At 62.8% G+C, this 14483-nt stretch carries 11 protein-coding genes; 9 read left to right on the top strand and 2 right to left on the bottom strand.

Translation table 11 applies throughout. From position 1 onward, the window contains the following. Positions 1-2880, bottom strand: coding sequence for a 2-oxoglutarate dehydrogenase E1 component (locus WH303_RS08880; protein WP_312987576.1), 2880 nt, complete (start codon positions 2878-2880; stop codon positions 1-3). 248 nt (positions 2881-3128) lie between these two features. Here WH303_RS08880 and WH303_RS08875 point away from each other — a divergent pair, with 248 nt between their 5' ends. The 9 genes from WH303_RS08875 to prmB all read left to right on the top strand — a co-directional run bounded on the left by WH303_RS08875 (position 3129) and on the right by prmB (position 13426). Then, a complete protein-coding gene (locus WH303_RS08875) occupies positions 3129-4214 on the top strand; it encodes an AI-2E family transporter (RefSeq protein ID WP_043341593.1) in 1086 nt (361 codons plus the stop codon). A 53-nt stretch (positions 4215-4267) separates the two neighbouring features. Further along, the gene (locus WH303_RS08870; protein ID WP_339518027.1) at positions 4268-5338 is read left to right on the top strand and encodes a GTP pyrophosphokinase; all 1071 of its coding nucleotides are present in this window, start codon (positions 4268-4270) and stop codon (positions 5336-5338) included. A gap of 245 nt (positions 5339-5583) precedes the next feature. Then, on the top strand, positions 5584-6915 hold the full coding sequence (locus tag WH303_RS08865) for a polyhydroxyalkanoate depolymerase (RefSeq protein WP_021028490.1): 1332 nt from the start codon (positions 5584-5586) through the stop codon (positions 6913-6915). Further along, positions 6915-7685, top strand: a complete 771-nt coding sequence (locus WH303_RS08860; protein ID WP_339518218.1) for an RnfABCDGE type electron transport complex subunit B — start codon at positions 6915-6917, stop codon at positions 7683-7685. The genes WH303_RS08865 and WH303_RS08860 overlap by 1 nt, the downstream gene beginning before the upstream one ends. Before the next feature lie 115 nt (positions 7686-7800). Continuing rightward, complete coding sequence (gene dapC, locus WH303_RS08855) at positions 7801-9009, top strand: succinyldiaminopimelate transaminase (RefSeq protein WP_339518026.1); 1209 nt, start codon at positions 7801-7803, stop codon at positions 9007-9009. A 3-nt stretch (positions 9010-9012) separates the two neighbouring features. Next, a complete protein-coding gene (dapD, locus tag WH303_RS08850) occupies positions 9013-9837 on the top strand; it encodes a 2,3,4,5-tetrahydropyridine-2,6-dicarboxylate N-succinyltransferase (protein WP_339518024.1) in 825 nt (274 codons plus the stop codon). A gap of 158 nt (positions 9838-9995) precedes the next feature. Next, on the top strand, positions 9996-11156 hold the full coding sequence (locus WH303_RS08845) for a PilT/PilU family type 4a pilus ATPase (RefSeq protein WP_339518022.1): 1161 nt from the start codon (positions 9996-9998) through the stop codon (positions 11154-11156). Positions 11157-11267: 111 nt separating this feature from the next. Beyond that, positions 11268-12416 carry a succinyl-diaminopimelate desuccinylase gene (gene dapE, locus WH303_RS08840; protein WP_339518021.1) on the top strand — a complete coding sequence of 383 codons (1149 nt, stop codon included), beginning with the start codon at positions 11268-11270 and terminating at the stop codon, positions 12414-12416. A gap of 98 nt (positions 12417-12514) precedes the next feature. Continuing rightward, positions 12515-13426 (top strand): 50S ribosomal protein L3 N(5)-glutamine methyltransferase, encoded by a 912-nt coding sequence (gene prmB, locus WH303_RS08835; RefSeq protein ID WP_339518019.1) that lies wholly within the window; start codon positions 12515-12517, stop codon positions 13424-13426. Positions 13427-13444: 18 nt separating this feature from the next. Here the strand turns inward: prmB and WH303_RS08830 are convergent, their stop codons facing one another. Next, entirely contained in the window at positions 13445-14332 is an 888-nt protein-coding gene (locus WH303_RS08830) for a ferritin-like domain-containing protein (RefSeq protein ID WP_339518017.1), read from the bottom strand. Positions 14333-14483 lie beyond the last annotated feature (151 nt).

Genomic DNA, 14483 nt, shown 5'->3' with positions numbered 1-14483 from the left:
TTACTTGGTCAGCACAAAGCCCTTGAGCTTGCCGAATGCGCCTTCAACCAGCGCCTTTTGCTGCTCTTGGTGCAGGTGCGAATAGCCCACGGCAGGCGATGCCGAAGCGGCGCGGCCGGAGTAGCCCAGCTTTTGGCCGTCGAGCATGTTCTCGTGGATGTAGTGCTGCACGAAGAACCATGCACCCTGGTTTTGCGGCTCGTCCTGGCACCACACCACTTCCTTGGCGGCGCTGTACTTCTTCAGTTCAGCGGCAAAGGCCTTGTGCGGGAACGGATAGAGCTGCTCGATACGGATGATGGCCACATCGGTGCTGCCTTCTTCGGTGCGCTTCTTGACCAGGTCGTAGTAGACCTTGCCCGAGCAGGCGATCACGCGCTTGACCTTGTCGGCCTTGGCGACGATGGCCTCATCGCGCTCGCCGATCACGGTCTGGAAGCCACCGGAGGTGAATTCCGACACGGGCGAGGTCGCATCCTTGTTACGCAGTAGCGACTTGGGCGTCATGATGATCAGCGGCTTGCGCAGCGGACGCACCATCTGGCGACGCAGCAAATGGAAGATCTGCGCAGCCGTGGTCGGCTGGGTCACTTGCATGTTCTGGTCAGCCGACAGCTGCATGAAACGCTCCAGGCGTGCCGAGCTGTGCTCAGGGCCCTGGCCTTCATAGCCGTGCGGCAGCATCAGAGTCAGACCGTTGATACGGCCCCACTTGACTTCACCGGAGGCGATGAACTGGTCGATCACCACTTGCGCACCGTTGGCGAAGTCGCCGAACTGCGCTTCCCAGATCACCAGGGTGTTGGGATCGTTGGAGGCGTAGCCGTATTCGAAGCCCAGCACTGCCTCTTCGGACAGGATGGAGTCGATCACGGTGAACGGAGCCTGGTTGTCAGCGACGTTCTGCAGAGGGATGTAGGTGCCCTCGTCCCACTTTTCACGCTTCTGGTCGTGCACGACCGAGTGGCGGTGGGTAAAGGTGCCGCGTCCGCTGTCTTCGCCCGACAGGCGGATCGGGTAGCCCGAAGCCACCAGCGAGGCGTAGGCCATGGTCTCACCCATGCCCCAGTCCACGTTGATGTCGCCACGGCCCATCGCTGCGCGGTCGTCATAGACCTTCTTGACCAGCTGGTGCGGGTTCACCGATTCAGGCAGGGTCGTGACGCGCTCGGCCAGACGCTTCCACTCGGCCACAGGAATGGCGGTGTCTGCGCTGTCGGTCCACTTCTGCTTGAGGAAGGGACTCCAGTCCACGGCGTACTGGCTCTTGAAGTTGGTCAGCACCGGGTCGACCGTGTGCTTACCCGCATCCATGGCAGCGCGGTAGGCCTTGACCATGTCATCGCCCAGGGTCTCGCCCAGGCCTTGCGTGGCCAGCTTGTCGGCGTAGAGCTTGCGCGTGCCGGGGTGCTGGGCAATCTTCTTGTACATCAGCGGCTGGGTCAGAGCAGGCGTGTCCTGCTCGTTGTGACCGAGCTTGCGGTAGCAGATGATGTCCACCACGATGTCCTTGGAGAATTCCATGCGGAAGTCCAAAGCCATCTGCATGGCCAGCGCCACCGCTTCGGGATCGTCGCCGTTGACGTGCAGCACGGGCGAGTCGATCATCTTGACGATGTCCGTGCAATACGTGGTCGAGCGCAGATCGCGAGGATCGGAGGTCGTGAAACCAATCTGGTTGTTGATGATGATGTGCACCGTGCCGCCCGTGGTGTAGCCACGGGTTTCGGACAGTGCCAGCGTTTCCTGGTTCACGCCCTGGCCGGCAAAGGCCGCGTCACCGTGCACCAGCACGGGCAGCACTTGCTTCCCCTGTGGGTCGTTGCGACGGTCCATGCGCGAGCGCACCGAGCCTTCGACCACGGGGTTGACGATTTCCAGGTGCGAGGGGTTGAAGGCCAGCGACAGGTGCACCGGGCCGCCAATGGTCGACACGTCCGAGCTGAAGCCCTGGTGGTACTTCACGTCACCGGCAGTCAGCTCTTCAGGGGCGGTGTGGTCGAACTCGGCAAACAGGTCCTTGGGCATCTTGCCCAGGGTGTTGACCAGCACGTTCAGGCGGCCACGGTGGGCCATGCCGATCACGATTTCCTGCACGCCGGTCACGCCAGCGGCGTTGATCAGCTGGTCCATCGCCACGATGAAGGACTCGCCACCTTCGAGCGAGAAGCGCTTTTGGCCCACATACTTGGTATGCAGGAAACGCTCCAGGCCTTCGGCTGCGGTCAGGCGGTCGAGAATGCGCTTTTTCTGGTCGGCGTTGAAGGCGGGCTTGCTGCGAATGCTCTCGAGCTTTTGCTGCCACCAGCGCTTCTGGTTCTGCTCGGCGGTGTACATGTACTCCGCGCCCAGCGTGCCGCAGTAGGTCTCGCGCAGTGCATTGAGCAGCTCGCGCAGGGTCATCGATTCCTTGCCGAAGAACGTGTTGCTGATGTTGAACACGGTTTCCTGGTCAGCGTCGGTGAAGCCGTAGAAGGCTGGATCGAGCTCAGGAATTTCGGGGCGCTCTTGGCGCTTCAAGGGGTCCAGATCAGCCCAGCGTGCGCCCACATTGCGGTACGCGGCAATCAGTTGCTGCACGGCGGTGCGCTTGCGGCCCAGCTCCGAATCAGCACCGGAGGCGACCACCACCTTGGTCACGCCTTGTTTGGCGCGCTCAGCAAAGGCGTTGACGACGGGGAGATGAGGGACGTCCTTGGCATTGCTGCCGTCCAATGCGGGGACGTTTTGCAGTGCATCAAAGTAAGCGCGCCAGGTGTCTGGTACGCTGCCTGGGTTATCGAGATAGTTCTCATACATCTCTTCGACATACGGGGCATTGCCGCCGAAGAGATAGGTGTTGCCTTGGTAGGCTTGATACACAGAATTCGTATCGCTCATTTTCTCCGCTGACCTCCGCTTTCCTCTGGAAAGCATTAGCTGGTGCATATAAACAACCTTCCGCGACACGGCTGAACCGATTGGCGGATGCGACTGTGGCTGGGAAGGGCCGATCAACCGGTATTGTGCCACTTCCGCCCGGGCTTGTCCTTCGATGGCCTTGGCGCCTGCCGCTGCCTGCCCTCAATAGCGCAGGTGGATGCTGGAACCATATACATTTGCGCTATCCATTCACACCGATGCGCTTGATGTTCAACAACCACTCTCTTCACGACAAAGCATTCATCTTGCTGCTAATAGGCGTCAGCATTGCTTTTTTTGCCGTGCTTTTCCCCTTTCAGGGCGCCGTTTTCTGGGCCGTGATCTTCGCTGTTGTGTTTACGCCTCTACACAAAAAAATCCTGGTCCGCCTCCCCAAATACCCGACTATTGCGGCCTTGATTACGCTGGTGCTCTGCCTGGTGCTGGTGATCCTGCCGCTGATCCTGCTGTCGATCTCGCTGGCCAAGGAAGCGGCCACCATCTATGAGAGCGTGCACTCGGGCGAGATGAATTTCGGCCAGTACTTCCAGCAGATCTACAACGCCATGCCCCAGTGGGTGCTGGACCTGCTGACCCGCTTCAACCTCAACGACCCCAAGGTGATCCAGGAGAAGATCTCCGGCATCTCGGTGCAGGCCAGCCAGTATGTGGCCACCAAGGTGCTGGCCATTGGCCAGAACACCATGGGCTTTCTGGTGAGCTTCTGCATCATGCTCTACCTGCTGTTCTTCTTCCTGCGCGACGGCAAGACCCTGATCCGCAAGATCCTGGCGGCCACCCCGCTCGACGATGCCCACAAGAAAAAGCTCGGCGCCAAGTTCATCACCGTGGTGCGCGCCACCGTCAAGGGCAACCTGGCCGTGGCTGCAACCCAGGGCGCGCTGGGCGGCATCATCTTCTGGATTCTGGGCATCGAGGCTTCGCTGCTGTGGGGCGTGGTGATGGCCTTTTTGTCGCTGCTGCCCGCCGTGGGCGCGGCCATCGTCTGGGCGCCAGTTGCCATTTATTACATTGCCACCGGCTCCACCACCGAAGGCGTGGTGTTGGCCGCCTATGGCGCCGGCATCATGGGCATGGTCGACAACGTGCTGCGCCCGCTCCTGGTGGGCAAGGACACCAAGATGCCCGACTACCTGATCCTCATCTCCACGCTGGGCGGGCTGTCGCTGTTCGGGCTTACCGGCTTTGTCATCGGGCCCCTGATTGCCGCGCTGTTCATCGCGGTCTGGGATCTTTTTGCGCCCCAGGCCCACATCAGCGACTCCGCTGAGGTGGACAATAGCGCCAAGTAATCTCTTCTTTTGGCGGGCGCGCCGCGCCTGCCCCTTCTTTGCTGCCCTGCCCCATGCCCGCTCGCGATTTTGAATCCCGCAAACAGGAGTTCCTGGATTTCTACGCCGCCCAGTTGCCCACCCTCAAGGCAGCAGCGGCCTCGTTCAATGCGCTGATCCACGCCATCCTGAGCAACCTGGAGGGCGTCAACATCGCCAAGTTCGAGTGCCGGGTGAAGACTGCCGACGAATGCGTGCGCAAGTTCAAGCGCAAGTACCGCAACTTTGTCGAGGACCAGTCCGAGGACTATGCGATCCAGGACTACATCACCGACCTGATCGGCGTGCGCGTGGTGTGTCTGTATGAGGACGAGCCACCGGCCATCATGTCCCGGGTACGTGAGTATTTCGATGTGATCGAGATCACCGACAAGACCTCGCCGATGGAGGACTCGGAGTCCGAGTTCGGCTACAAGGGCATTCACATGGACCTGCGGCTCAACCAGCAGCAGGCGCAGCTGACCGAGCACCAGGCCTATGCCGACCAGGCTTTCGAGCTGCAGATCCGCACCATCATCCAGGACTCCTGGAGCGAGCTGGACCACAAGATCAAGTACAAGAAATCCATCCCGACCAACCTTAAGCGCCGCATCAACATCCTGTCTGCGCTGTTTGAATTGGCCGACCGCGAGTTCTTGCAGATCCGCAATGAGACCAGCCAGGCGCTGGCGCTCTCGCGCGCCGAAGACGAGATCGACGGCCCCTTTGGCGATGGCCTGGGCGACAGCAACGAGCCGCTCGATGCCTTCAGCTTCGTCGCCTTTGGCCACAAGCACTTTCCCGGCTATGAGTTCGATCCGCAAAAGGTCGAGTTCTTCCTCGACGAGCTGCTGCACGACTTTGCCGTGCGCCACGCAGGCTGGCTGTTTGCCGTGGTGCAAAAGCATGTCACCACCGTGCGCCACTACAAGGCCGATTTCCAGCACCGCTACCCGTCGAGCAGCTTCAACCCCTTCACGGTGATGCGCCACTGCCTCTACCTGGAGGACAAGCAGCGTTTTCGCAAAACGCTGCGCAACTCGGCCCGCGAGGCCTTTGAGGAATGGCTGCAGCGCCAGTCAGCCAACAGCACCAGCGAAGACTGAGGGATAGCCCCAGCCCAAAATATTCGAGCAAGTCTATCAACCATTAGTTAAAATCAATGCTTGTAACACGCACCGCCCGCCAGGCTCGATTGCAGCGGGCATGCGGGCTGCAGGCGGGTGTAGCACAGCGCGGAGCGGCGCGCTAACCTCGCGTTACGCCCCCTCCCCGTGTTTACGAGCATGCCTGGCCCCACTTTCTGACACGCGCTGCTGCTATATTGCATTGCAACAATCACGGAGTTTTGATGCTGTACCAACTGTATGAAACCCAGCGGGCCCTGATGGAGCCCTTTGCAGAATACGCCCACGCCACCTCGAAGATGCTGAGCAATCCGCTGTGGCCGATCAGCCAGACGAACACTGCCCAGCGCGCCTCGGCGGGCTTTGACCTGTTCTACCGGCTGGGCAAGGACTATGAAAAGCCCGCCTTTGGCATCAACACCATCGAGGCCAATGGCCATGAGATCGCGATCCACGAGCGTGTCGAGCTGACCAAGCCCTTTTGCGAACTGCGCCGCTTCAAGCGCTTCTCCGACGACCAGACCAGCCTGGCGGCGATGAAGCAGCAGCCCGTGGTGCTGGTGGTGGCGCCGCTGTCGGGCCACTACGCCACCTTGCTGCGCGAGACCGTGCGCACCATGCTGGCCGACCACAAGGTCTACATCACCGACTGGACCAATGCGCGCCTGGTGCCGCAGACCGAAGGTGTGTTCCACCTCGATGACTACGTCAACTATGTGCAGGAGTTCATCCGCCACATCCAGGGCATCTATGGCAACTGCCATGTGGTGAGCGTCTGCCAGCCCACCGTCCCGGTGCTCGCAGCCGTCTCGCTGATGGCCAGCCGCGGCGAGAAGACCCCGCTGTCGATGACCATGATGGGTGGCCCCATCGATGCGCGCAAGTCACCCACCACGGTGAACAACCTGGCCACCACGCACGATCTGCAGTGGTTCGAGTCGAATGTGATCCATTCGGTGCCCGGCAACTTCCCCGGTGCCGGCCGCCTGGTCTACCCCGGCTTTTTGCAGCACATGGGCTTTGTCAGCATGAACCCTGACCGCCATGCGATGAGCCACTACGACTACTTCAAGGACCTGCTCAAGGGCAACGAAGACAGCGCCGAGCACCACCGCAAGTTCTACGACGAGTACAACGCCGTGCTCGACATGGATGCCGCCTACTACCTGGAAACCATCAAGACCGTGTTCCAGGACTTTGCGCTGGTCAAGGGCACCTGGGAGGTGCGCTCGCCCGAAGGCAACCTGGAGCTGGTCAAGCCGCAGGACATCCGCCACAGCGCGCTGCTGACGGTCGAAGGCGAGCTCGATGACATCTCGGGCTCGGGCCAGACCCAGGCCGCGCATGACCTGTGCACCGGCCTCAAGGCGGTCGACACCCGGCACTTCGAAGTCAAGGGCGCGGGCCACTACGGCATCTTCAGCGGCAAGCGCTGGCGCACCATGGTCTACCCGATGCTCAAGGATTTCATCCTCGCCAACAACCGCATCGAGGACCGCCCTGCAGGCAGCGTAAAATCGGCCACTTCCAAGCAGAATACTTTGCACACGGTGTGATCGATACCCCCAAAACCAGCGACCAGCCAGCCTCAGCGCTGGCTGTTTTCATTGGCGCCATTGATGCGGCCTTGCCGCAGACCCAGTGCACGCGCTGCGGCTACCCCGACTGCCGCCACTATGCCCAGGCCATTGCGCAGGGCGAGGCGCAGATCAACCAATGCCCGCCCGGCGGCCAGGAAGGCGTAGCACGGCTGGCGGCCATCACCGGCCAGCCTGCGCTGCCGCTGAACCCGGACAACGGCCTCGAAGCCGTGCGCGTTGTTGCCCGTATCGATGAGAACTGGTGCATCGGCTGCACCTTGTGCATCAAGGCCTGCCCGACCGATGCCATCCTGGGCGCGAACAAGCGCATGCACACCGTCATTACCGAAGCCTGCACCGGCTGCGAGCTGTGCCTGCCGGTCTGCCCGGTCGATTGCATCGAACTGGACAACGCCAGCGGCGAGGCCACCGGCTGGGCCGCCTGGAGCCCGGCGCAAGCCGATGAGGCGCGGCTGCGCTACCACAGGCACCAGCAGCGCCTGGACGGCGCCCACCGCCCGCAGGCATCCGCCCCGGCAGCAAGCGCAACCAGTGCGCCTCGCGCAGCCCCCGCAGGGCTCAGCGCCCAAGCGGCCCAGGCTGCCGCCGTCAGTGCAGCGGCAGCGCAAAATAACGCGGCCAGCAAGGCCACATTGGCGGCGCCGGCCGCTGCCGACAAAAAGGCAATCCTGGCCGCCATTTTGGCCAAAGCCAAGCAGCAACAAGGCGGCAAGCCGTCGTCTTAATGGCTGCACAGCGCCTGGGGGCCGCTAAAAGACCGCCAAAAGGCCGCCAAACCCCTACCGGGCATGACAGAACGGCGCAAAAAAACCGGTGCTGCTGCACCATAATGGCTGGCTTATGAACCCCTTGCTCCAGAAACTGCAGCCCTACCCGTTTGAGCGCCTGCGCCAGTTGTTTGCCGGTGTCACGCCACCCGCAGACAAGTCGCCCATCAGCCTGGGTATCGGTGAGCCCCGTCACCCCACGCCCGCCTTTATCGAGCAAGCGCTCTCGGACAACCTGGCCGGCCTCTCGGTCTACCCCGCCACCGCCGGCACACCCGCCCTGCGCGAGGCTTTTGCCGCCTGGCTGTCCACGCGCTACGGCCTGCAGGTGGATGGGCAAAAGCACACCTTGCCGGTCAATGGCAGCCGCGAAGCACTGTTTGCGTTCACGCAGACGGTGGTCGACAGCAGCAAGCCAGGCCCGGTCGTGCTCTGCCCCAACCCCTTCTACCAAATCTACGAAGGCGCAGTCCTGCTTGCAGGCGCCACGCCCTACTACGTGCCCAGCATCGCCAGCAAGAACTTTGCCGTCGACTGGGCCAGCGTGCCCGAGGACATCTGGCAGCGCACCCAGCTGATCTTTGTCTGCTCGCCGGGCAACCCCACCGGCGCCGTGATGCCGCTTGACGAGTGGAAAAAGCTGTTTGAGCTGTCCGACCGCTATGGCTTTGTCATTGCGTCTGACGAGTGCTACAGCGAAATCTACTTCCGCGACGAGCCGCCTCTGGGCGGCATGCAGGCAGCGGCGCAACTGGGCCGCAGCGATTTCCGCCGCCTGGTGTCCTTCACCAGCCTGTCCAAGCGCAGCAATGTGCCGGGCCTGCGCAGCGGTTTTGTCGCGGGCGACGCCGAGCTGATCAAGGCCTTCACGCTCTACCGCACCTACCAGGGCGGCGCGATGAGCCCGCCGGTGCAGGCGGCCAGCATTGCGGCCTGGGGCGATGAGCGCCATGTCGAAGACAACCGCGAGCAATACCGCCGCAAGTTTGCCGAAGTCACTCCCGTACTATCGGCCGTGATGGATGTGCAGCTGCCCGACGCCAGCTTCTACCTCTGGGCCGGCGTGCCCCAAGAGATGGGCTTGTCCGACACCGAGTTCGCGCGCGAACTCTATGCCCAATACAATGTCACGGTTCTGCCAGGCAGCTATCTGGCCCGTGACTTCAACGGCAGCAACCCAGGCGCTGGCCGCATCCGCATGGCCCTGGTGGCCCAGACCGCCGAATGCCTGGAAGCCGCACAGCGCATTGCCCAATTCATTCAATCCTGGAAAAAAGCCTAAACCATGACGCAACAACTGCAAACCATCATCGAATCCGCCTGGGAAGCCCGCACGACGCTCTCGCCTGCCTCGGCACCCAAAGAAATCGTCGATGCGGTCGACCATGTGATCAACGCCCTGGACAAGGGCGAGCTGCGCGTGGCCACGCGTGAAGGCGTGGGCCAGTGGACCGTGCACCAGTGGATCAAGAAGGCCGTGCTGCTGTCGTTCCGCTTGAAGGACAACGCGCTGGTGCAAGCTGGCGACCTGAACTTCTACGACAAGGTGCCCACCAAGTACGCCGGCATGTCCGAGGCCGATATCGCTGCCACCGGCGTGCGCGTGGTGCCGCCCGCTGTGGCCCGCCGCGGCAGCTTTGTGGCCAAGGGCGCCATCCTGATGCCTTCCTACGTGAACATCGGCGCCTATGTGGGCGAAGGCACCATGGTCGACACCTGGGCGACCGTGGGCTCCTGCGCACAAGTGGGCAAGAACGTCCACCTCTCGGGCGGCGTAGGCCTGGGCGGCGTGCTCGAACCGCTGCAAGCCAACCCCACGATCATTGAAGACAACTGCTTTATCGGCGCCCGCTCCGAAATCGTCGAAGGCGTGATCGTCGAAGAAAACTCGGTCATCTCGATGGGCGTCTACATCAGCCAGTCCACGAAGATCTACAACCGCATGACCGGCGAAGTCACTTACGGCCGCGTGCCTTCGGGCTCGGTGGTGGTCAGCGGCTCCATGCCTGCCAAGGACGGCAGCCACAGCCTGTACTGCGCGGTGATCGTCAAGCAAGTGACGCCCGAGACCCGCGCCAAGACCAGCATCAACGACCTGCTGCGCGACTGATCTGCCGCCTAGGCGATCCACAAGCCCTGCAAGCCTTGCGCTGCAGGGCTTTTTTCTGGCCGCTTGCGCCACGTTGGGCTGCTGCGAGGACGCAACATCGTTTATTGACTGCGTAGCTAAGCCTACAATCTCTGCACAAATTAACAGAGGGAACTGACATGGGAACCATGGAGCGAATCTTGCGCCTGATGGCGGACAACAAAGCCTCGGATGTCTATCTGTCAGCCAATGCGCCCGCGCTGGTCAAGATCCAGGGCGAATGCATCCCCCTCAACAACCAGACCTTGACGCCGGATGCGCCGCGCACCCTGCTCGCCGAGATCGTGCCGCCCGAGCGCATCGAAGAGCTGGACGAAACCGGTGAGCTCAACATCGGCGTGCCGCTCGAAGGCGTGGGCCGTTTCCGCGTCAGCGCCATGCACCAGCGCGGCAGCTGCGCCGTGGTCATCCGCTATGTGCCCCAGGACATCCCCAGCCTGGAGCAGCTGGAGCTGCCCGAGATCTTCCAGGACCTCATCATGGCCCGGCGCGGCCTGGTGCTGTTTGTCGGCGCCACCGGCTCGGGCAAGAGCACGTCGCTCGCCGCAATGATCGACCACCGCAACGGCCAGCAAAGCGGCCATATCCTGACGGTGGAAGACCCGATCGAGTACCAGTTCTCCAACCGCCGCTCCATCATCAACCAGCGCGAGGTCGGCAGCGACACCGCCTCGCTGCAGACCGCGCTGAAGAACGCGCTGCGCCAGGCGCCCGATGTGATCATGATTGGCGAAATCCGCGACCGCGAGACCATGTCGGCGGCCATTGCCTACGCGCAATCCGGCCACCTGTGCCTGGCCACCTTGCACGGCAACAACAGCTACCACGGGCTCAACCGGATCCTGAGTTTCTACCCGGTCGAGGTGCGCCCCACGATGCTGGGCGACTTGTCATCAGCGCTGCGCGCCGTGGTCTCGCAGCGCCTGGTCAAGACGGTCTCGGGCAAACGCACCGCTGCCATCGAGGTGATGCTCAACACCAAGCTGGTGGGCGAGATGATCGAGCAAGGCAACTTCTCTGCGGTGCGCGAGGCGATGGAAAAATCGATGGCCGAAGGCTCGGTCACCTTTGAAGGGGCGCTGGCCGCACTCATCCACAGCGGCAAGATCAGCCGCGAAGAAGGCCTGGCCAACTCCGACTCGCCAACCAACCTGATGTGGCGGCTGCAAAACGACTTCCAGATGGCAGCCAATGCCGCCAAGGCCCAGGTCGCTGCCAAGCCCGAGCTCGACGACGCGGCCTCGTTCACCGAAATCGTGCTCGACGTGAACCAAGAGTAAGATAGCGGCCGTTGCCCCCGGGCAGCGCGCCACGACGCCGTGGCCATATGCCCTGAATGCGGCCTGCGGGCCGCATTGTTGTTGACCTCCCCGCCCACTTTCTTTGACGCCATGTCCCGCACCCTGCAACTGACCGAGCAACTGATCGCCCGTCCTTCCGTGACGCCCCATGACGAAGGCTGTCTGGACATGGTTTCCGACCTGCTCCAGCCGCTGGGTTTTGCCTGCGAGCGCATGGACAGCGGCCCCGACAGCTTTCGGGTGAGCAACCTCTGGGCGCTGCGCCGCAGCGGCGTGGCCGGTGCCAAGACCGTGGTCTTTGTCGGCCACACCGATGTGGTGCCCACCGGTCCGCTGGAGCAGTGGAACTCGCACCCCTTCACCCCTTCGCACCGCGATGGCAAGCTGTATGGACGTGGTGCCAGCGACATGAAGACCTCGATCGCCGCCTTTGTCGTGGCCGCCGAGGAGTTTGTCGCCCAGAACGCTGCAGCGCCGCTGGATATTGCGCTCTTGCTGACCAGTGACGAAGAGGGCCCGAGCGTGGACGGCACCGCCGTCGTCGTCGAGCAGTTGCGCCAGCGCGGCCAGGTGCTGGACTACTGCCTGGTGGGCGAACCCACTGCCGTGCAAAAGCTCGGCGACATGGTCAAGAACGGCCGGCGCGGCAGCCTGACGGGCAAGCTTACCGTCCATGGTGTGCAAGGCCATATCGCCTACCCGCAGCTGGCCCGCAACCCCATCCACCAGGGCCTGGGCGCGCTGGACGAACTGGCCAGCACCGTGTGGGACGAGGGCAATGCCTTCTTCCCGCCCACCAGCTTCCAGATGAGCAATATCCATGCGGGCACGGGCGCGGGCAATGTGATCCCGGGCCAGATGGTGGTGGACTTCAACTTCCGCTTCAGCACCGAATCGACGGCCGAAAACCTCAAGGCCCGCGTCAAGTCCACCCTGGAGCGCCATGCGCTAGAGTACGACCTGAAGTGGACCCTGGGCGGCAAGCCCTTCCTGACCACACCCGGCGTGCTGGTGACGGCCGTGCAGCAGGCGATTCGCGACGAAGTGGGGCTCGAGACCACCTTGTCGACCACCGGCGGCACGAGCGACGGCCGTTTTGTCGCCGATATCTGCCCGGAAGTCATCGAGATCGGGCCATCGAACGCCACCATCCACAAGATCGACGAGTGCGTGGCCGTGGCCGATATCGAGCCGCTGAAAAACATCTACCGCCGTATTCTGGAAAACCTGGCGCGCTAAGCCAGTACCCAGATAGCCCTGGCGCCAGCCTTGCCTGGCGCCGTGCGGCTGTCATCAAGCCTACAATGGCGGTCTTTGATTTTTGCCTGAGTTGAGCCATGACCACCATCCGCACCCTGATTGATGACAGCGCAGCAGCGCTCAGCGCTGCCGGTGTGCATTTTGGCCATGGAACGACCAACGCGCAGGACGAAGCGAGCTGGCTGGTGCTGTGGTCACTGGGCCTGCCGGTGGACAGCGACACCAGCCCGGATGGCGCTGAATCGGTGGCGAACCAAACCGTCGGCGATGAACAGCGCCAAAAGCTCGAAGCGCTTGTGGCCGAGCGCATCCGCAGCCGCAAGCCCGCCGCCTACTTGACCCAGCAGGCCTGGCTGCAAGGCGTGCCCTTCTACATCGACGAGCGCTCCATCGTGCCGCGCAGCCTGATTGCCGAGCTGCTGGCCGATGGCAGCATTGACGACTGGCTGAGCGACAAGACCCGCCAGGTGCTGGACCTGTGTACCGGCAACGGCAGCCTCGCCTGCCTGGCCGCCATGGCCTACCCCGATGTGCAGGTCACCGGCGCCGATCTGTCGGCCGATGCGCTGGCCGTGGCCCGCATCAATGTGGACCAGCACGGGCTGCAAGAGCGCGTGCAGCTGGTTCAATCAGACGGTATGGCGAACGCCCGTGGCGCCTGGGACCTGATCCTCTGCAATCCTCCCTATGTCAACGCCCAGAGCATGGCCAGCCTGCCGCTGGAATACCAGGCCGAGCCCGTGCTGGCACTGGCCGGTGGCCAGGACGGCATGGACTTTGTGCGTCGCCTGATTCTGGAGCTGCCCCTGCGCCTGAGCGAAGACGGTGTGCTGGTGCTGGAGATTGGCAACGAGCGCGCCTACTTTGAAGCCGCCTTCCCTGGGCTGCCGGTGTTCTGGATGGACACCAGCGCCGGCGACGACCAGGTGCTGCTGCTGACTCGCGAAGCGCTGATGCACTGGGCGCAGGAACAACCCACGCAGCTTTGAGCCTGGTTCAGCGTTGATTCAGTAGGCCAGCATTTTGCAGGCCAGCCGACTGATGGGCCGGTGCAGGCAGGATTCAAGCCTGGGCGGCAGCAGCATCGGCTTGAGCAGCATCTGCACCGCCAGCTGGGCCGGCAGGCCGCTGCTGATCAGGTGGTAGATGCGCTGGGCGACATCGTCAAAGCGGCGCTGCCGGTCGGCAAACAGCGCGCCCTTGTGGGCAAACACATGGCGCAGCGCGACATCGGAATCACTCTCGCGCAGTTCTTTCAAGCGGCTGTACAGCGCCTTCGCAATGCGCAGCCGGCCAACGGGCTCCTGGGCCTGCAGGCTTTTGAAGTAGCTCAAAAAATGCTTGAAGTGGCCGACCTCGTCATTGCGGATATGGCCCAGCAGCTCGGTCAGCACCGGCTCCTGGCTGAGTGCGCGCAAGGTGTGGTAGTAGGCCGTGGTGCCCGTCTCCACCACGCAGCGCGCCACCATCTCCAGGCGCGGGTCTTCCAATAGCGCCTCTTGCGTGCACAGCAGCGAATACTCGGCAAAAAAGCTGTCATAGGCCTTTTGCCAGTCAAAACTGGGCCAGACCGCCTCCACATAGCGCCGCAGCGATGCGCCGTGCTGCAGCTCCTCATGCTCCCAGCGCTCTTGCAGCCAATGCTGGATGTCCGGGTAGCGGGCATAGTGCGCGCCCAGGTTGGCGGCATAGGTGTCCGAGCCGGTCTCGACAAAGGAGGCGCTCATCAGCAAGTAGAACATGTCTTCGTCGTTCGCCACCGCGCCATGGTCGATCTGCGCATAGGGAATGTCGGCCAGCTGCCAGTGGGACCGCGCCGCTGCAGCCGCGCCCAGGCTGTGTGCTGGCTGGCGGTCACCGGCAGTCCGTCCATGCATTTCAGAGGCTGTTGTCATAGCACTGTCCTTGTGATTGCCATCACTGAAATATGGCGTTTGCACACTGCAGTATGGCCCTGTGGCCGGGGCTTGGGTAGGCCCAGGCCGGTGTCAGCGCCCAACACCTGCCGCCTCCTACAAGGGCATGCGGCATTGGCCTACCTGGGCT

This window comes from Comamonas sp. MYb69, assembly GCF_037479315.1.
In the GTDB taxonomy this organism is placed as follows: Bacteria; Pseudomonadota; Gammaproteobacteria; order Burkholderiales; family Burkholderiaceae_C; genus Comamonas.
This window is presented reverse-complemented; position numbering and strand designations above follow the sequence as displayed.